General features: G+C 70.7%; 17 protein-coding genes and 1 CRISPR repeat array. Of the genes, 4 read left to right on the forward strand and 13 right to left on the reverse strand.

Translation table 11 applies throughout. From position 1 onward, the window contains the following. The first annotated feature begins 55 nt into the window (after nt 1-55). The 3 genes from WBK50_RS34040 to WBK50_RS34050 are packed head-to-tail and all read left to right on the forward strand — an operon-like array spanning nt 56 to nt 1,970. A complete protein-coding gene (locus WBK50_RS34040) occupies nt 56-967 on the forward strand; it encodes an MFS transporter (RefSeq protein ID WP_341339861.1) in 912 nt (303 codons plus the stop codon). Beyond that, a complete protein-coding gene (locus tag WBK50_RS34045; protein ID WP_341339862.1) occupies nt 889-1,242 on the forward strand; it encodes a hypothetical protein in 354 nt (117 codons plus the stop codon). The genes WBK50_RS34040 and WBK50_RS34045 overlap by 79 nt, the downstream gene beginning before the upstream one ends. Then, entirely contained in the window at nt 1,239-1,970 is a 732-nt protein-coding gene (locus WBK50_RS34050; protein ID WP_341339863.1) for a hypothetical protein, read from the forward strand. The genes WBK50_RS34045 and WBK50_RS34050 overlap by 4 nt, the downstream gene beginning before the upstream one ends. 42 nt (nt 1,971-2,012) lie before the next feature. On the opposite strand, the gene WBK50_RS34055 is transcribed toward WBK50_RS34050, so the two are convergent. From WBK50_RS34055 to WBK50_RS34070, 4 genes are all read right to left on the reverse strand, one after another. Further along, entirely contained in the window at nt 2,013-3,122 is a 1,110-nt protein-coding gene (locus WBK50_RS34055; RefSeq protein WP_341339864.1) for a mechanosensitive ion channel family protein, read from the reverse strand. Beyond that, a complete protein-coding gene (locus WBK50_RS34060; RefSeq protein WP_341339865.1) occupies nt 3,112-3,936 on the reverse strand; it encodes an ATP-binding cassette domain-containing protein in 825 nt (274 codons plus the stop codon). Before WBK50_RS34060 ends, WBK50_RS34055 begins: the two co-directional genes overlap by 11 nt. Nucleotides 3,937-4,151: 215 nt before the next feature. Then, a complete protein-coding gene (locus WBK50_RS34065) occupies nt 4,152-4,370 on the reverse strand; it encodes a cold-shock protein (RefSeq protein ID WP_341339866.1) in 219 nt (72 codons plus the stop codon). A gap of 695 nt (nt 4,371-5,065) precedes the next feature. Then, nucleotides 5,066-5,578 (reverse strand): hypothetical protein, encoded by a 513-nt coding sequence (locus WBK50_RS34070; RefSeq protein ID WP_341339867.1) that lies wholly within the window; start codon nt 5,576-5,578, stop codon nt 5,066-5,068. 360 nt (nt 5,579-5,938) lie between these two features. Here WBK50_RS34070 and WBK50_RS34075 point away from each other — a divergent pair, with 360 nt between their 5' ends. Next, nucleotides 5,939-6,061, forward strand: a complete 123-nt coding sequence (locus WBK50_RS34075) for a hypothetical protein (protein WP_341339868.1) — start codon at nt 5,939-5,941, stop codon at nt 6,059-6,061. Between the two features lie 110 nt (nt 6,062-6,171). On the opposite strand, the gene WBK50_RS34080 is transcribed toward WBK50_RS34075, so the two are convergent. From WBK50_RS34080 to cas3, 9 genes are all read right to left on the reverse strand, one after another. Further along, complete coding sequence (locus WBK50_RS34080) at nt 6,172-6,759, reverse strand: LOG family protein (protein WP_341339869.1); 588 nt, start codon at nt 6,757-6,759, stop codon at nt 6,172-6,174. A 737-nt stretch (nt 6,760-7,496) separates the two neighbouring features. Continuing rightward, nucleotides 7,497-7,694, reverse strand: a complete 198-nt coding sequence (locus WBK50_RS34085; RefSeq protein ID WP_445942424.1) for a transposase — start codon at nt 7,692-7,694, stop codon at nt 7,497-7,499. An 82-nt stretch (nt 7,695-7,776) separates the two neighbouring features. Then, nucleotides 7,777-10,893: a CRISPR direct-repeat array (repeat unit 37 nt; unit sequence GTTGCGATCCTCGGCCACCGCGAACAGTGGCCGCTGC). A gap of 131 nt (nt 10,894-11,024) precedes the next feature. Beyond that, nucleotides 11,025-11,330 carry a CRISPR-associated endonuclease Cas2 gene (cas2, locus tag WBK50_RS34090; protein ID WP_341339870.1) on the reverse strand — a complete coding sequence of 102 codons (306 nt, stop codon included), beginning with the start codon at nt 11,328-11,330 and terminating at the stop codon, nt 11,025-11,027. After that, nucleotides 11,315-12,331, reverse strand: coding sequence for a type I-C CRISPR-associated endonuclease Cas1c (gene cas1c / locus WBK50_RS34095; protein ID WP_341339871.1), 1,017 nt, complete (start codon nt 12,329-12,331; stop codon nt 11,315-11,317). Before cas1c ends, cas2 begins: the two co-directional genes overlap by 16 nt. Beyond that, a complete protein-coding gene (gene cas4 / locus WBK50_RS34100) occupies nt 12,324-12,956 on the reverse strand; it encodes a CRISPR-associated protein Cas4 (RefSeq protein ID WP_341339872.1) in 633 nt (210 codons plus the stop codon). Before cas4 ends, cas1c begins: the two co-directional genes overlap by 8 nt. 2 nt (nt 12,957-12,958) lie before the next feature. Then, a complete protein-coding gene (gene cas7c, locus WBK50_RS34105) occupies nt 12,959-13,852 on the reverse strand; it encodes a type I-C CRISPR-associated protein Cas7/Csd2 (protein WP_341339873.1) in 894 nt (297 codons plus the stop codon). After that, the gene (gene cas8c / locus WBK50_RS34110) at nt 13,852-15,630 is read right to left on the reverse strand and encodes a type I-C CRISPR-associated protein Cas8c/Csd1 (protein ID WP_341339874.1); all 1,779 of its coding nucleotides are present in this window, start codon (nt 15,628-15,630) and stop codon (nt 13,852-13,854) included. The genes cas7c and cas8c overlap by 1 nt, the downstream gene beginning before the upstream one ends. Then, nucleotides 15,630-16,295: a type I-C CRISPR-associated protein Cas5c gene (cas5c, locus tag WBK50_RS34115; protein ID WP_341339875.1), complete on the reverse strand. Its 666-nt coding sequence runs from the start codon at nt 16,293-16,295 to the stop codon at nt 15,630-15,632. The genes cas8c and cas5c overlap by 1 nt, the downstream gene beginning before the upstream one ends. Continuing rightward, nucleotides 16,289-18,430, reverse strand: coding sequence for a CRISPR-associated helicase Cas3' (cas3, locus tag WBK50_RS34120; RefSeq protein ID WP_341339876.1), 2,142 nt, complete (start codon nt 18,428-18,430; stop codon nt 16,289-16,291). Before cas3 ends, cas5c begins: the two co-directional genes overlap by 7 nt. Nucleotides 18,431-18,468 lie beyond the last annotated feature (38 nt).

Consider the following 18,468-nt stretch of genomic DNA (forward strand, 5'->3'; position numbering starts at 1 on the left):
GCTCGCCGTGTCTCGCGCGGCTCCTCCGGGCCGGCCCACGCACGGAAGCCCGACCATGAACACCGCCAGCGCACCCGAAGTCCTCCGCACCGACATCCCCGCCCGGCTCGACAGATTGCCCTGGTCGCGCTTCCACCGGCGGATCGTCATCGGCCTCGGGACCGTGTGGGTCCTCGACGGTCTCGAGGTCACGATCGTCGGTGCCGTGGCCTCCCGGCTGACCGAGCCGGGCAGCGGGATCACGCTGAACTCCGCGGACATCGGGACCGCCGCGGCCGTCTATGTCGCCGGGGCCTGCATCGGTGCGTTGTTCTTCGGCCAGCTCACCGACCGCATCGGGCGCAAGAAGCTCTTCATGATCACGCTGGTCGTCTACCTCGTCGCGACGGTCCTGACGGCGTTCGCGTTCGCCCCGTGGTACTTCTTCCTGTGCCGGTTCTTCACCGGCGTCGGCATCGGCGGGGAGTACTCCGCCATCAACTCCGCCATCGACGAGCTCATCCCCTCGCGCGTCCGCGGGCAGGTCGATCTCGCGATCAACGGCAGCTACTGGGTCGGTTCCGGGCTGGGTGCACTGGCCGCGCTGCTGCTGCTCGACCAGTCCCTGTTCGCGTCGGACATCGGCTGGCGGTTCGCCTTCGGGCTCGGCGCCGTGCTCGGCATCGGGATCCTGCTGGTGCGCCGGCACGTACCGGAGAGTCCACGGTGGCTGTTGTTGCACGGCCGGGTGCGGGATGCCGAACGCATCGTCGAGCAGGTCGAGGACGAGGTGCGCGCGGAGACAGGGGCGGGACTACCCCGCCCGCCTACGCGATCACCATCCGGATGCGCGGCAATATGCGGTACCGGGACCTGGTCGCGCTCGCGTTCCGGCGCTACCCCAACCGCGTGCTCCTGGGTCTCGCGCTGTTCATCGGGCAGGCGTTCCTCTACAACGCCGTGGTGTTCGACCTCGGGACGTTGCTGAGCGGCTTCTTCGGCGTCAGCTCGTCCTCGGTCCCCCTCTACATGGTCCTGTTCGCGGCGAGCAACTTCTTCGGCCCGCTGCTGCTGGGCCGGCTGTTCGACAACGTCGGGCGGATCCCGATGATCTCGGGCACCTACCTGGGCTCGGCCGTACTGGTCGTCGTGCTCGGCGTCCTGCTGCGCAACGGCAGCCTCACGACGGGCACGTTCATGGTGCTGCTCCTGGCGGCGTTCTTCCTCGCCTCCGCGGGGGCGAAGCCGCGTACCTCACCGTGAGCGAGATCTTCCCGATGGAGGTCCGCGGGCTCGCGATCGCGTTGTTCTACGCGGTCGGGACGGCGGTGGGTGGCATCACCGGACCGCTGCTCTTCGGGAACTTCATCCACAGCGGCAACGTGAACCTTGTCGCGCTCGGCTTCTTCGTCGGTGCCGCGGCGATGGCGATCGGCGGTATCGCCGAGCTGTTCCTCGGGGTGCGGGCCGAAGGGCAGTCGCTGGAGAACATCGCCACGCCGCTCACCGCCGAGGAGGCGGAGGCCGACCCGCACGAGCAGGGCGCCATCCTGGCCGCGCGAGAGCCCGCGCGGACGACCGATCAGGAGCATCAGGCCACACGCGAGCGCAACCTGCGGATCGTGCGACGTGCGGCCGAGCGCGCCGAACACGAGCGGCACGGGGCGAGACGTGTCCGCCCCGGCCCGGGGTCGGCGTTCTACTCACCCGGCCAGATCGGCTCGGCGGGAACCACGAGCCGGTGGTCGGCCGCCTCGGACGAGGCCCTGGACCGGGAGCTCGAGGTGATCGGCCGTGCGGTGGACCGGCACGGTCCGATGCGGCGCGGAGCCCTTGCAGGCTATGTCGACGGCCGTCGCTGGGGCCCGCTCCGCTTCCAGCGCGCTCTGCGGCAGGCGGTGGCGGAGGGACGGGTGCAGCGGATCTCCGGTGACGCCTACGGCTCGCGCGGGCCGGCCGGCACGTCGGAGACCATCTCCTCCGATCGTTGAGCCCCGCCCCGGCGTCGCAGGCGCGGGGACATCGGCCTCGGGTCACTCGCCCGGTGGGACGCTGCGCGGCCCGCGCCGGAGCCGCTCCTGCGGGGTGACGACCGAGAAGTCGACGGGAACCGAACCGGGGCGCGTCTCGTCGCCCGGGACGCCGGGGAGCGCATCGGGGTGCTCGGTGCGCAGGAAGGCGATCAGCTGCTCGCGGATCTCGCAGCGCAGGTCCCAGTTGCTGGGCGCGTCCGCGGACGAGGCCAGGACGCGCACGACCATGGTCCACGGGGTCGAGTCCACGACCTGCAGGACCCAGTCCCGCCGGTCCCACAGGGGCGACAGCTCGACGATCCGGCGGGTCTCGGCGCGCAACTCCTCGACGGGGGCCGTGTAGGCCAGGTGCAGCTCTACCGACCCGAGGACGCGTGCCTCGTTGCGCGTCCAGTTCTGGAACGGTGTGGTGATGAAATAGGCCGTCGGCAGCATGAGGCGCCGCTCGTCCCACAACCGCACGACGACGTGGGTCAGGGCGAGCTCCTCGATCCGGCCCCACTCGTCTTCGACGACCACCACGTCGTCGAAACGGAGCTGGTCGCTCAGCGCCAGCTGGAGCCCGGCGAGCACGTTGCGCAGGGTGGTCTGCGCGGCAAGGCCGGCAATGGCCCCGGCGACTCCCGCCGACGCGAGGAGGGACGCGCCGAGCGCACGCAGCGAGTCGAACGTCATGAGCATAGTGCCGAGAGCCAGCACGGCGACGATCGCCGCGGTCAGACGGCGGAGCACGCCGATCTGGGTGCGGACCTTCCGGACCCGCCGGTTGTTCTGGACGTCCATGGGGAGCCGGCGGAACGCCATGTCCTCGATGACGTAGAGGACCCCGATCACCATCCAGGCCGCGGCACCGATGAGCGCGAGCAGGAGTACCTGGTGCAGGGCGCTGCTGATGGGGCCCTCCGCGGGCACGGCGGTGTAGAGCGCGTAGACCAGCAGCAACAGCATCCAGGCCTTGTGGCAGCGCCTGTGCAGCAGGCCCAGCACGTAGTAGTGGTACCGACGTGTCGCCCAGTGGATGACGAGGCTGGACACCCGGCCGACGACCAGCGCGCCGGCGGCCCACGCCGCCACAGTCCCGATCTCGCGCAGAACCTGCTCAGTCGGCACGATGCGCACTCCCGGGTCCGCGGTCCGCCCAGCGTTCGAGGTCCCACATGCGCCGGTAGGGCCCGGGGACGGTCAGCATGTCCCCGTGCGTTCCGCGCTGGACCACCCGCCCGCCGTCCAGGACGACGACCTCGTCGACCGCGCCGAGCATCGCCAGCCGGTGGGTCACGAGCAGCGTCGTGCGTCCCGCCGTCGCAGCCAGGAGGTCGGCGGTGAGGGTGTCCGCCGTCGCGGTGTCGAGGTGCTCGGCGGGCTCGTCGAGCAGCAGGACCGGGGGGTCCGCGAGCAGGGCGCGGGACAACGCGATCCGCTGCCGCTGCCCGCCGGAGATGCGCGACCCGTGCTCGCCGACGCACGTCGCGAGCCCGTCCGGGAGCTCGCGGACCCAGGTCAGCAGCCGAGCGGTGGCGAGAGCCGCGTCCAGCTCCTCCGGCGTGGCGGTCCGGCGCGCGAGCAGGACGACTGTGCGGGTGGCGATCTCCGCGCCGAGGGCCTCGACCACCGCGCGCTCGCTCGTGGCGTCCAGCCCGCTCGTCGGTTCGTCCAGGACGAGAAGCGGCGCGGTGGCCAGGAGGGTCCGGGCCAGGGCGATCCGCTGCCGCTGGCCTGCCGAGAGCCCGGCGCCCTGCTCGCCGAGGACCGTCTCCACGCCCTGCTCGAGCCCGTCGATGAAGTCGGCGCCCGCGGCGCGCAGGGCTCGCCGCACCTCACCGGCGGCCGCCGCCGGATCGGCCAGCCGGACGTTGTCGGCGATCGTCCCCGCGAGCAGGTGGGTGATCCCGAACTGCCATCGAGCGAGGTCGAGCGCGTCCACGAGACCCTCCGCCGCTCGCCGGGCCCGGGACGTTCTCGTCCTGGTGCCGCGAGCGTTCGGCCAATGGTCAGCGCCACGCCGCCGTGGCGCGTCGGCCCCGCAGCGTGAGCGACCGGACGGGCGGCGGACCTGTCAGCACAGGGTGCCCGGGGACGGCAGGACATCCGCCGGGCGGCGTGGCATCGCCTGCATGCCGACCGGTCCGGGCTGGCGATCTAGATCTTCCGTGCTCGGGTGGCGACATATCGGAAGCTGTCCTGCTGGGCAGGCACGTAGTCGAACTCCACCCGATCGCCTTCCTCGAAGGATCGGAACCCCTCGGCTTCGATCACGCTGAAGTGGATGAAGGCGTTGTGGTTCGCCGGCAGGTCGGGGCTGGAGATGGCGCCCCATCCGCGCTCTGTCTTGAAGAACTTGACGGTGCCGTACATCATCCAGGCAGCGAACCGCATGCGAGGCGGTCGAACAACATCGGACGGACAGAGAGCCGTCGCCACGCGCCGCACAGCAGGTCCTCGAGGGGCTGGCGGCGCGAGGGTGGCGGGCACGCTGCGCGAGGACGACTCTGGCCCGCCCAGGGCTGGGCTCACGTCCCGACCGCGACTGGCTACTACCCCTGCTCGCGATCAATGCCGGGGCGCTCGGGCTGCAGAGCAGCGCGATCCAGCGTCTCGGGGTGTCGGGCCTGTCGACCGTGTACCTGACCGGCACCTTGACCTCAGTGGTCATCCGACTCACTTTCGTCCCCGCGCTCGCGGGGGTGGTCCCGAGTCGGCCGGCGACACCACCGTCTGATCCAGGTCGTCCCCGCGCTCGCGGGGAGTACGGCACGCTCGAGGTGCCTCAACTCCGACCGCGTGCTCAACACCGGGCAGATGGTCGCGTGAGTCGACCCAAGCAGCCCCCGCGAAGGGCGAACGAGTGCACCTGCGAATCGAGCAGGGCCGGGAGCAGCTGTTCTCGACGAAGACAGTTCAGCGCTTGAGCAGTTAACCGACCTGCGGGGTCCGCTGATTGACCTTTGGGGATTCGCGGCGCGTACCGGCGGACACGCCGTCTGCTGGTCGCTCGCGTCGTTCGGGGCGGTCCTGCTGGTAGCTCGCCCTGGTCGGGTTGATGATGGAAGGTTCTAGTCGTCCTGGTCGGCGAAGCTGATCAGGGCGGCCGCTGCCGCGATGGCCGTCCTCACCGAGCCGTTGTGTGTGCCATCGAAGTAGAAACACACGTTCCCGTTGGGACGCTGATCAGCACTCTCCAGAGTGGCGGCGAACTCTTTGACGCCGACATTGGCGCACGTGATGTTCCGAGTGTTCAGGTACAGCGTCACTCGGTCCTTGCGCCCGACGTACAGCAGCCGCAGGTACTCCTCGTTCTCGGTCGCCTTCGTCGGCTCGGGCGCTACCGCGGTCCATCCAAGGCTGATCAGCTGGTCGTGAACGTCTTTGACCTCGGGTGCATGACGCGCGAAGCGATCAAGGATGCGACCGACACGCAGAGCTGCAGGATCTGTAGAACTTGGCTCGACGGCCGGGGTGACTGCAGCCGCCGCGGCCGGAAGGGGGCGGACGATCATCCCGTCATCTGTGAACCGGATGTCGCCCGTGAAACCGGGCTGCAAAGTCAAATGCACCGTTCGCGACATGTGGCCTGCTCCCGCTCGTGATCGATCGCCGCCACGGCTCGTCACCGCGCGCCTAGAGCTCGAAAATTTACCCCGTAAAACTCCAAAGGTCTAGTGTCGGGCGACCACGCGGGTCGAGCAGCCCCTACGGCCCACCCAAGCCCAGCCGGCGCCGCGACACCGCGCGGCAGGGGCTCGAGGAGGGCGCCTCGTATCAAGTCGGGTCGACGACGTATCGACGACGTATCGCGATATGCCGATAAGGCACATTATGACAGTTGCTCCTCGACAAGGCTGGTACGGCCTCTGATGGCCGCGTCATCCCTCACGTCAGTTACGGCGCGGGTTGTCGCCCGGCCGCGACCGCCCGGGTCGCCCGCCGTGGTGAAGGACCGGCGCAGGTTCGATCTCCGGCGCAGGCGCGAGGACAGCACGGGTGTGCGCGCCCAGCCCGGGATCGGCGGCACGACGTGGGTCGTCGAGGATGTCGACGTCGCGCCGTAGGCCCGGCCGGCCCCCGGTGAGCGGTGAGGCACCCGTCCCGCACGCGCCGCAACGCCGCCTCGGAAGGGGGAGTCGCGGCGCACACGGATCGGGGAGAGCGTCGGTCATGGTCACGCAGCGGGGCCGTCCGCAGGCACCCAGCCCTGATCCTGTCGGGGTGTCCAGGCCCGCATGAGGTCCAGCAGCGGGCGCACCTCGGTCTCGGCCAGGATCAACGCTCGGTCCTCCTCTCGGAGGAAGCGCTCCGCCACGGCGTGGTCGAAGAACCGGAGCAGCGCCTCGTAGTACCCGGCGGTGTTCAACAGCCCGGTCGGCTTGTGGTGCAGCCCCAGCTGCAACCAGGCGATCGCCTCGGCGAACTCCTCGAGGGTTCCGAGCCCGCCGGGCAGGGCGATGAAGCCGTCGGAGAGCTCGGCCATGCGCGCCTTGCGCTCGTGCATCGAGTCGACGACATGCAGCTCGGTCAGGCCCTCGTGCGCCCACCCCTGGTCGAAGTCGTATTTGGGGATGACGCCGACGACCTGACCGCCGGCTTCCAGGACGCCGTCGGCCAACGCCCCCATCGTCCCCGTCGAGTTACCGCCGTAGACGAGCCGAATCCCGTCGGAGGCGAGAATCCCCGCCAGTTCACCGACGGCGTGCAGATAGACGGGTTGGCGACCCCGGCTGGAGCCGCAGAACACGCACAAGGACCTCATCTGCAGAACCTCTCTCTCGGGCCCAACTCGTTGGGCGCGCGGTGTCGAAATCCGGGTCCCGTCGGGGCGGGGGAGCGTGCCCACGGGCTCCAGGCCGAGATCGGTGGCCGACTGGAAGGCGCCGCGACATCGTCGAGTACTCCGGCCGGCGCCCCGACCGCCATGCAGGCCGTGGCCCACTCCGCTGCGGGGCGGGTGGCGAGGAGTTCGACGTGCAGAGGTGCGAGTGCACTCGGCGGCGGAACCATGACCGTGGGAGGCCTCCGTCCTCGGGTGAACCGTTTCAAAACGCAGCCCTGCCGCTTGGACAGCCCAAACCTGGGCCCCGGCCGAAGGTCGCACGATGTGCTAGCTGACAGTGCCCTGATGAAGAACGTGCGTCGAGGCCTTGATCGAGACCGTACTGCAAGATACGTTTCTACCATCGTGATCCCAATCACTGTCAATATCTGCAGGTGGCCCCTCGCAACCTCTTCGGGTTGAAACGTTTCTGTCATGAGCAGCATGACAGCCTCCACGGCCGCGACCTCCGGAGCGCCCAGGCTCCCGGACGGCTCGTGCGGGCTGCTAGTTCCGCGGCTCGTATCTGGGCGGGCGTTTGGTGGTTCATCGGGCGCGGTTCCGTTCACTGGGGCGCCGGGAGAGGTACGCCGGCGCCTGATGAGGGGCGGGCGGCAGGTGAGCGGGGTGGACGTCGCGGGCCGGTCGATCCGGCCCGCGACGTCTCCGCCACCCGGCTAGGGCGTGTCCTGTAAGTCCTGGCGCAGCCACAACACTGCGGCGACGATGGTGATCTCGGCGCGGAAGTAGGCGGCGCGCTTGGCGTAGCGGGTGGCCAGGTCGCGGAACTGCTTGAGCCGGTTGAAGCAGCGCTCGACGACGTTGCGGCCTGCGTAGACGGTTGGGTCGAACGCCGGTGGGCGTCCGCCGCGCAAGCCCTTGGCCTGGCGGCGGGCGATCTGATCCTCTCGCTCGGGGCTGCCCCTCCAGGAAGGCGATGACGTGCCCCCGGTAGGAGTTGCGATCCTCGGCCACCGCGAACAGTGGCCGCTGCCGGTTCGGGCAGGACATGGCCCAGTTGTCCCTGGGTTGCGATCCTCGGCCACCGCGAACAGTGGCCGCTGCGCGTCCGCGCCGCCGCCCGGCGTGGGCAGCATCAGGTTGCGATCCTCGGCCACCGCGAACAGTGGCCGCTGCCGATGTGGTTCGCGGCCTTCTCGATGACCTTGGTGTTGCGATCCTCGGCCACCGCGAACAGTGGCCGCTGCCGGTTCGGGCAGGACATGGCCCAGTTGTCCCTGGGTTGCGATCCTCGGCCACCGCGAACAGTGGCCGCTGCGCGTCCGCGCCGCCGCCCGGCGTGGGCAGCATCAGGTTGCGATCCTCGGCCACCGCGAACAGTGGCCGCTGCCGATGTGGTTCGCGGCCTTCTCGATGACCTTGGTGTTGCGATCCTCGGCCACCGCGAACAGTGGCCGCTGCCGCCGCTGGGCCTGATGCTCGACGAGGCCGCGCAGCTGTTGCGATCCTCGGCCACCGCGAACAGTGGCCGCTGCCGTCGAGATCTGCGAGTCCATCACCACGGCCGTGTTGCGATCCTCGGCCACCGCGAACAGTGGCCGCTGCTGGCCGCCGAGTGGACCACGGCGACCAGCACGATGTTGCGATCCTCGGCCACCGCGAACAGTGGCCGCTGCGCGGTCTGGTGACGACCTCTTCCTGCTGACCCGGGTTGCGATCCTCGGCCACCGCGAACAGTGGCCGCTGCAGGTGCAGGCCGACGACGTGGCCGCCTCGGTGAAGTTGCGATCCTCGGCCACCGCGAACAGTGGCCGCTGCCCTGCGTCGAGGTGGTGGATTGACGCCGGGTCGGGTTGCGATCCTCGGCCACCGCGAACAGTGGCCGCTGCCCGAGCTGCACCGCCCGGTTCCACCCGTCGGTGATGTTGCGATCCTCGGCCACCGCGAACAGTGGCCGCTGCCCCGGGGTGGGGAGGGGGGCGTGGTGTCGTGCGTGTTGCGATCCTCGGCCACCGCGAACAGTGGCCGCTGCGGTCGCCGGCTACCTCGAGGAGACCCGCGCGAAAGTTGCGATCCTCGGCCACCGCGAACAGTGGCCGCTGCGAGCACCTGGTCAAGGTCGCTCAGGCCAAGGCCGAGGTTGCGATCCTCGGCCACCGCGAACAGTGGCCGCTGCTCCCGGTCTCGTCGGCCTTGCCGCCGAGCAGCCCGTTGCGATCCTCGGCCACCGCGAACAGTGGCCGCTGCCTGTGTTCGCGACCGTGCTGTGGGACCTGGACCGGAAGTTGCGATCCTCGGCCACCGCGAACAGTGGCCGCTGCGGCGCGAGCTTGTCACGACCGGCGCGGGCGGAAAGGTTGCGATCCTCGGCCACCGCGAACAGTGGCCGCTGCCCGGTCGAGCAGGGCGTCGCGCAGCTCCTCGAAGTTGCGATCCTCGGCCACCGCGAACAGTGGCCGCTGCCCCAGATCCGGGCCGTCCCGGACAGCGTCATCGTGTTGCGATCCTCGGCCACCGCGAACAGTGGCCGCTGCCCGCTGCCCTTGTTCGACCCGGATGCGCCTGCGGTCGTTGCGATCCTCGGCCACCGCGAACAGTGGCCGCTGCGGCTCGACGCCGACGCCACGTGGGGCACGCCGGAGTTGCGATCCTCGGCCACCGCGAACAGTGGCCGCTGCAGTTCGAGCCGAACGGCGACGTCCTCCTCTCGAGGTTGCGATCCTCGGCCACCGCGAACAGTGGCCGCTGCGGCGCTGCTTGTTGCCCTCGTCGCCGAGGGAGTCGTTGCGATCCTCGGCCACCGCGAACAGTGGCCGCTGCGGGTCCCGGCGGGCGGGGCCACCGGGCAGCTGTTGTTGCGATCCTCGGCCACCGCGAACAGTGGCCGCTGCGGCTACGCGTCCCGTGGTGCCGCGTGCACCGACGTGTTGCGATCCTCGGCCACCGCGAACAGTGGCCGCTGCCGGTGCCGTTCGACCAACCAGGAGACCCCCGCATGTTGCGATCCTCGGCCACCGCGAACAGTGGCCGCTGCACGGGCGCCGCCCGCACGTCCGCCGCCTGGAGCGGTTGCGATCCTCGGCCACCGCGAACAGTGGCCGCTGCGTTCGTGGACGGCCCACTCGGTGGCGACTTCCAGGTTGCGATCCTCGGCCACCGCGAACAGTGGCCGCTGCTCCCGGCCTTGACCACGCCGGCCGACCAGCGCCGGTTGCGATCCTCGGCCACCGCGAACAGTGGCCGCTGCTGCAGGTGGAGGACGCCCGGTCCAGCGCGACGATGTCGTTGCGATCCTCGGCCACCGCGAACAGTGGCCGCTGCACTAGGTGACCACAGCACTCGCCCCCCCAGCCGGTGTTGCGATCCTCGGCCACCGCGAACAGTGGCCGCTGCAGGGCCACGAGGGTGTCCCCGTCCACGACCCGCTGTTGCGATCCTCGGCCACCGCGAACAGTGGCCGCTGCCGCCGAGGACGAGGGTCCCGTGGCCGAGGTAGAGGTTGCGATCCTCGGCCACCGCGAACAGTGGCCGCTGCGTGTTGATCGCCGTGGGAATGTCGTCGACCTGGGAGTTGCGATCCTCGGCCACCGCGAACAGTGGCCGCTGCGCCTGCTCGGGGCCGGCGCCGATGCCGTGCACGATGTTGCGATCCTCGGCCACCGCGAACAGTGGCCGCTGCTCGCCGCCAGCGCAGCCTCAGCGGCGTCGACCATGGCGTTGCGATCCTCGGCCACCGCGAACAGTGGCCGCTGCTGCCGACCCACCGCGGCGCCCACGCCTCCTCCCGCTCGTTGCGATCCTCGGCCACCGCGAACAGTGGCCGCTGCCTGACCTCGGACATGGCTAACCCGATCAGCTCGGTGTTGCGATCCTCGGCCACCGCGAACAGTGGCCGCTGCGTGTCGACACCCGCGTCGCGTGCCGGCACTGCGGGTTGCGATCCTCGGCCACCGCGAACAGTGGCCGCTGCTGCCCCACCACGAAAGAGGACACGCTGTGAAGCAGGTTGCGATCCTCGGCCACCGCGAACAGTGGCCGCTGCTCTGCGCCGCGTAAGTGATGACCTGCCGCTCCGAGTTGCGATCCTCGGCCACCGCGAACAGTGGCCGCTGCCCTGATTGAACAGGAAGAACGTTTGATCGCTGCTTCACAAGCGCGCTTCATCGCTGTAGCTGGTGCAACACGCCTGCTGCGCGGTTGGGGATGTGCAGGCGTGTCGTCCACCGCTTCAGGTTCCGAAGTGGTCAGACGATCAACGGGCCATGGTGGGGTGGCGCGATGGCAGCTCCCAGGTGGTGGGCTTCCGCGAAGGTGCCCTGGTTGAGGCGGTACACGCGCACGCTGTCCCGCTGGTGGTCGATGACGTCGGATAGCGCCGCTTCGAGGCGGACGCGTTGGACGGGATCACACACGATCTCGAACACGGATTTCTGGACTCGATGCCCGATTCCCTCGCAGACCTTGGCGACGCGACGCAGCCGGCGCTCACCCTCCCGGTCGGTGGTGTCGACGTCGTAGGTGATGAGAAGTTCCATCAGGTCACCGTCCACGGCAGGTACGACTCGCTGTCGCCGCGGAGGTGTCGGGCCAGCAGTCGGGCCTGAACGAGCGGCAGCAGGGCGGCCGGAAGGTCGCTGACGAGGCCGGCATGGTGCCATTTCCGCTCGCGGGCAGTGGACCACTGTTCCAGGAACATCCGTCGCCCCTCGTCGGTCAACTGCACTGCCCCGCCGGGGAGCGTCTCGGTGTGGCGGGTCGCGACCTGGCCACGGTTGAACAGGGTCAAGACGAGCCGGTCGACGAGCAGCGGCCGGAACTCCTCCATCAGGTCCAGAGCCAGCGCCGGCTTTCCCGATCGCACCCCGTGCAGGTAGCCGATGTACGGGTCGAGGCCGACCTGCTCCAGCGCGCCGTGCACGGCGACGCGCAACATGCCGTATCCGAAGGACAGCAAGCAGTTGACCGGGTCCAGGGTGGGCCGCCGTGTCCGTCCGGCGCCGACACCGGGAGACAGCACGTCGAGGCCGCGGAAGTAGCCTCGGGCGGCCTGGCCCTCGATGCCGAGTACCGCGGTCAGCGATCGGGCGGCGGCGAGCTCGGTGAGCGCCTCCGCGTGTCGGGCAGCGATCTCACGGAGTCGTGTCTGCCGGGCGCCGCTGCTGTCACGTGCCGCGCGGAGCAACAGCTGGCGGTAGTTGTGCAGTTTGCCGGCGACAAGACACCGTCCGAGCATCAGACGGTGCCCCGGATCCTCGTAGGCGCGGAACTGACCGAGCCGCAGCATCGGGTTACCGGTCTGGGGGCCGCTGACTCGGCCGAGGAAGCGGCCGTTGCGGGTCACCCAGGTGACAGACCGGCCGTCAGCGGCGCACCGGTGCAGCAGGTCGTCGGACAGGGCTACGCCGTTCCACGCGACGATGTGGTCGAGCCGCACCAGCGGGACGAGGTGGCGGCCGGTCCGCTCGGGGTGCACGAGCCGTAGCGCGTCGCCGTCCAGGTGCAGGCTGGTGCCTGGGGTCGTCGCGTAGAGCGTGTTGAGCAGTTCAACCATGCCACTCACCTTCGGGACGTGGCATGAACAACCCGTCGACGTGCTTGGGTGCCTCAGGCATGCAGCCTGGCCGCAGGGAGCAGCGCCGACACCGCGAGTCATGCACGGGTTCCGGGAGAAGGCTCTGCTCGAGCAGCGCTCGCACCGCTGTAGTGGTGGTTTGGACCCGGGCGACCAGAGCATCATCGACGCGGATTTCGTGGCGGCGGCGATCCTTGCCGGCGAAGATCACGCCGGTTGGGACCTCGGCCTGGAACATCTCGCGCAGGCAGAGCACCTGCGCGCCGACCTGCACATCGGCGGGCCCGCCCGGCCGGTAGGAGCCCGACTTGTGCTCGACGGGCAGTGGGCCGGTGGGATCGAACTGCACGACGTCGCAGACGCCGTGCAGCCCGAATTCCTCGCTCCACACCGGCAACGAGCGGAACAACCGGCTGTGGTCGCGGCCGTGCCCCATTCCGGGGCGATTCACCGCAGCGTGCGCGAGGTCGCCCCGGACGGTGTCGACGGTGGTGTCGAAGTACCCCTCGACGTGGATCAGAGCCGCCTGCCGGGGGCAGTAGGCGTGGTGCTCCAGCGCCGAGATCGGGATGCTTCGGGGCCCCTCGCCGGGCCGGTCCAGCACCCTCAGCTGACCAGCTTGGTCAGCTGTACCCCGGCGGGCAGCCCGTCGTCGTCGACCGAGACGATGTAGTCGGAGAAGCTGCGGGGCACCGACTCGATCGCGTCCTCGATGCGCTGGATGCGGACCCGCTCGGTGAGCCGGTGGGCTGGGGCGGCGCCGAAGGCATCGGGGTGGGTGAAGACGTAGAGCCCGCGGGGGGTGAGCCGGCCGCGGGTTGCGGATCGGTCGTGGTCGAACATCATCTCCAGGCTGCGGTGCAGCAGGTCGAGGTCGCGGCTGTCCACCCCGGTCTGGGCGCCGCGGTTGGCGGAGTAGTAGATCTCGGCGCGGTACAGGCCGTAGGGCACGGTCCACTTGCCGCCCATCTCGGTGGACTCGCCCTTGTCGATGTCTTCCTGGCGGGTCTGGGTGACGCGGGTGATGGCGTGGTCCATCGGGAAGACCGGGTCGATGCTGCGGCCCATGGTCACCTGTACCGGGCCCCGGACCTGGCCCAGGGCGGGGGTTTTACCGACCGAGAGCACCGCGCCGAACAGCCGGATGTCGACGTAGCGGTCACACAGCCAGGCCCGTGCGGCGCCGGCCTGTTCGGCGGTCACCTTGCCCTTGCCGCCGACCTCCAGACCGGTCGCTTGGTAGGAGGCCTCCAGGCGGGGGTTCAGGGCGTGTCCGGCCTGGACGAACACCTCGTAGCGGGGGTCGTCGCCGGCGGCGAGGGCGATGGTGTCGCGGATCTTGCGCTTGAGCGACACGTCGGTGACCAGGCCCTGGCCGGACTCGTCGTCCATGCGCGGGCGGTTCCCAGCGTCCGGGTCGCCGTTGGGGTTACCGTCCACAACGTCGAAGAGGAACACCATGTCGTGGCGGACCGTGGGGTCCAGGTGCGGGGCGGTCATCAGGCGGTCTCCTCGACGGCGTCGACGTCATCGGTGGGGGTGGCGTGGGCTGCGCGGATGGAGGCGAAGCGGTGCGCGCGTTGGTGGTGGTAGCCGAGCAGGAACAGCGACTGCTCGTGCAGCGTGGTCCGCGCCGGCACATCCCCAGTGGGGTCGAGCAGACCGAACAGCTCGTCCAAGGCCTTCTGGTGGCGGACGGCGGCGGGTGGCTTCGTGCGGCGGAGCTTGCGTAGCCAGGCGATGGCGTCGCGCTGCCCGGTGACCAGCGCGGCGCGGGGGTTGCTGATCGCCCCTGCGAAGAACCGGTCGCCGTAGGTGGCGTTGCGCTGCCCGCTGGCGTCGTACTGGATCTGTTCGAGGACGGCGAAGGCGCGCCCGGCGACGTAGGCCGGGGTGGTGTTGGACGGGTCGAGTCCGGGCATCGGTTTCTCCGTGGTCAGGGGGTGGCGCGTCAGGATCAGCCGGAGCAGCGCGGCGCGCGCGTCATCAAGGCGGCCGTCGGTGCGCACCCGGTGCACGAGATGCGCGAGCAGCGAGGGCGGTAGCGGGGTGCGGCGCAGCGCCGCACGCACCAGGTCGCGATGCACCCCGTCGGGCCGGTCGGCCCCCTTGGCTCCGAACTCGGCGTAACGGCCCCCGTCGCGAGCCCGCACCAACCGCCCGCAGACCAGGGCGAATCGGCCCAGGCCGTGGTGGGTGGGTCCATCGGGGCGGGTGGAGACGATCTCGTGGTCGGCGAACCAGGCCGCAATGTTGGTCTTGACCTGGTCCAGCGGCATCTCCAGCCAGTCCCGCACCATGATGCGGGCGACGTTGCCGCCGACGGTCAGGGAGCAGAACTTCGTCGGGTCGGGTCTCTGCCCGCCCGCGGGGCGGCCGCGGTGCACCGCCTCCAGCAGCGCGGTGACCTCCGCTGCGGAGGGCTGCTGCAGGATCGTCATCGCGTCGAAGCTGGCCTCCTCGGTGGTCCACCACGCCAGGCGGCTGTCCTGCCCGCCGTAGGTCGAGGAATGCTCGGAATCCAGGGCGCGGACCAGTCCGGCGGTGACGGCTTCCCCGCAGCTCATGCAGACCGGGCTGGCGGCCAACTGGGTGGTCAGGTCGTAGCCGAAGACCCGCTCGTTCACACTGACCAGGGCGGTGTCGTTCGTGGCGCCCGGCACCAGCCGCGAGGGAACCCGGCCGGGCAGGGTGTCTAGCAGCGGCCCCACCTGGCCGCAGATCAGGCACAGCCCGTGTCCTGCTAGGGAGCCTTTGCGGCGGGCCACCTCCGTGGCCCAGAACGCGGGCACCGACGCGGCCCGGTAAGCGGGCACCCCACCGACGGCGATGAGCACGCCGCTTTTGGCGGTGCAGTCCTCGGGGCGCTGCAGCGCGGTGGCGGCGCCGCTGCGGTAGAACGCCGACACCGCGCGGGCGACCGGGTCGGCGCCGCCCTCGTCGCTGTCCGCCCAGCGGTGGGTCAGGTCGACGAACGCGGCGTGGCACTGCGCGACGCGTTCGGGCTTGCTGTCCTCGTCGGCCCAGCCGAGCACGTATTGCGCGTCGTCCGCGGCGAGGTTGGCGGCGACTCCCGCGGTGCGCACCATGGTCGGTACCGCGTGCACGACCCCGCGGGCGCGTCCCTTCGCGTCGACCTCGACGAGGGGCTGCAGGGTGTCGGTCTCCGGCTGCCCGTCCAGCCGGAGGTCAAGCCGCCAGCCGAACTGCCGTTCGCGGTGGAACGGGGCCGCGGCTTCGTCGCGGCCGGCGTACTCGACGAGCCGGTGTAGCAGCATCAGGCCGCCCCGGAGCCGGGGATGCCCTGGGCGGGGACGTGCAGCACGCCGTGGTCGAGGCGGGCGGTGAACCAGGTGAACGACGCCGGGGTGGTGGAGTGGTCCACGGTGTGCAGCATGATCCCCAGGTCCTCGGTCACCTCGATCGCGGGCCGCTCGTCGGGCTCCCCGAAGTAGGCGGTGAACTCCCGCGTCCCCAGGTAGGGCTGGCTGAAGCAGCTGCCCCGCCCGACGCGGCGGCGGAACTGGTCTCGGTAGGCCGCCGCCGGTTTGGTCGCCCGCTCCCGCAGGTCCACGTGTGCGTGGATGCGGTAGGCGACATCGCGCAGGCACACCGCGTTGCGCTGCACCCGGTGGGCCACGGTGTCGATCCGGCGGCGCCCCGAGGCGGCTTCGGTCAGCGAGGCGAGGTCGGTGGTCTCGTTGCGGCGCTGGGTGAACTGGCGGATCGGGTTCAGCACCTCGATCGCCACCACCCGCCAGGTCATCTCCGGCTTCCAGAAGATCGACTCCAGCACGCCGACCGCGGCCGACGGGGTCATCACCGGGTAGGAGACCCGCTCCACTTTCAACTCGGGACGGGTGAACAGCGCGCCGTCGCCCCACACCTGCACCACCACCGGGGGCGCGCCATCCGCGGACCGCGGCAGGTTCACCGTCACCACACCATCTCCTTCGCAATCTCGTCCTCATCGATGCCGTGCTGCGGGTGGTAGTCGCCGAGCCACTCCCGCAGGTCCCCCACCACCGGGGCGGACAGCGCGGCGACGTCGGGGCGGGCCATCAGCCGCTCGGGCATCGCGACGGTGAACCGCTGCAGCGCCCGGAAGAGGTCGCGCCGCGCCCCGTCGGTGGCGCGCAGCTCGGCGAGCAGCCGGGCGGCCTCGCCGTCGCCGTCGTAGCCGGTCACCACCACCGGCACGGTCTCGTCATCGAGCATCCGGAACGCCAACCGCGGATTGCGGGCGCCCGACTCCCCGGCCTCGATCCATGGCCCGTCCGCCACCGCGGCGAAATCCAGCCCTCGACGGTTCCGCTGAATCGTCGTCGCCCGCTGGCCGCGATCGGTGCCCATGGCCTCGTACAACCGCCGGTAGTAGTCCTCCAGCACGATGAGGTCATCGGGGTCCGCGCGGCCCGGGCCGAAGCAGATCGAGGTCACCCCGACCGGGGTCCGATAGCTCGGGGGTGCCCCCGCGTCGGCCGCGTCGAACACGACCACGCGACCCGGCTCGGCGCGGCGGCCCTCCCGGTTGGCCCGGCCCGCCGCCTGCTGCAGCGAGTCCGCGGGGGCGAGCGCGCGGTAGACCGCGGGGAAGTCGACATCCACGCCGGCCTCAATCAGCTGGGTGGACACCAGCAACACCGGTTCGTCCGCGGCGAGGCGGTCCTGCACTTCGGCGAGCACCGCGCGCCGGTGCGCCGGGCACATCCGGGTGGACAGATGCCGCACCGCGCCGCCGCGCTCGTTGAGCAAGCCGGCCAGCTCTCGCGCATCGCGCACGGTGTTCACCACGACCAGCGCCTGGCGCTGGGAGGCAACCCGGTCGGCGACCTCAGCCAGCGTCGGCTGGGGATCCAGCCACCACTCGTAGCGCACCCGGCGCAGCCGGTCGTAGACCGCGGCAGGCTGGTCCACCACGTCGGTGATGCGCATCTGCTGCCACACCTGCAGATGTTGGAACGCGGGCTGGGTCGCGGAGGCGAGCAGGACAGTGGTGCCGAAGTGCTCGGTCAGCAGCCGCAGCCCGTCGAGGATCGGCACCAGCAGCTGCGCGGGCAACGCCTGCACCTCATCCAGCACGATCACCGCGTTCGCCAGCCGGTGCAGCTTGCGCGACCGGGCCGGTTTGCGCCCGAACAGCGAGTCGAACAACTGCACCGTGGTCGTGACCACGAACGGGGCGTCCCAGTTCTCCGCGCCCAGCCGGGCCCGATCCCCGTCCTGCTCGACCGCCGAGTGGTGCTCCACGACGTTCTCCGCGCCGAGGAGCTCACGGTAGACCTGGGCGTTCTGCTCGGTGATCGTCACGAACGGCACCGCCACGATCACCCGGGACTGGCCGTACCGGACCGCGTGATGCAGCGCGAACGCCGCCGCCGTCATCGTCTTGCCCGACCCGGTCGGCGCCGGCAGCCGGTACAACCCGGGCGGGCCAGCCGCCGCGGCCACCGCCGCCGCGTACAGCTCCGCGCGCACACCGTCGACCGGGGAGGCTGGCCGGTCGGCCAGCAGCGCCGCCCGCCGGTGCTCGAAGCGGCGCAGCAGCGTGGCCATGTCCGCCGGCGGCGCAACCTGCGGGCCGGCGAGCCCGGCGAAGTGCGCCCCGGTGTCGAGGTGATCGGCATCGACCAGCGCGGAGAACGCCAACCGCAGGCCCATCTCCAGCACCAGCGGATCCCGCCGCCACGCCTCGGGGATCAGTGGCTCCCCGTCGATGATGGGGCGCGCCTCTGGCAGCTCCGCCAATAGCCGGTCGGCTGTGGCGCGATCGGCCGGATCGAGGTCCTTCGCGACGAACCCCCGCAGGTCTTCCAGCGCCCCGAGGCCGCCGTGGTGGCCCAGCACAGCGAGCGCCGCCGGTCCCGCCGCGTCGAGCAGCAGCCGGGCGCCCAGCGACTTGTGATCCCCACCCACCCGGTTGCCGGTGCCGTCGGCTCCGCGTAGGCGGTCCTGCCAGCCACAGTCGGCCTTGCCCGCGTCGTGCAGCAGACCCAGCGCCGCGCCCAGATCACCGGCCCCGAACGGCGCGGTGAAGTTGCGAGTGAGGGCGGCCGTCGACCGGAGATGCCCCGCCAAGCTGTGCCAGCGACCCGCTCCGTTCCGGCTATGCGCCC

The organism is Pseudonocardia sp. T1-2H, assembly GCF_038039215.1.
Lineage (GTDB): Bacteria > Actinomycetota > Actinomycetes > Mycobacteriales > Pseudonocardiaceae > Pseudonocardia.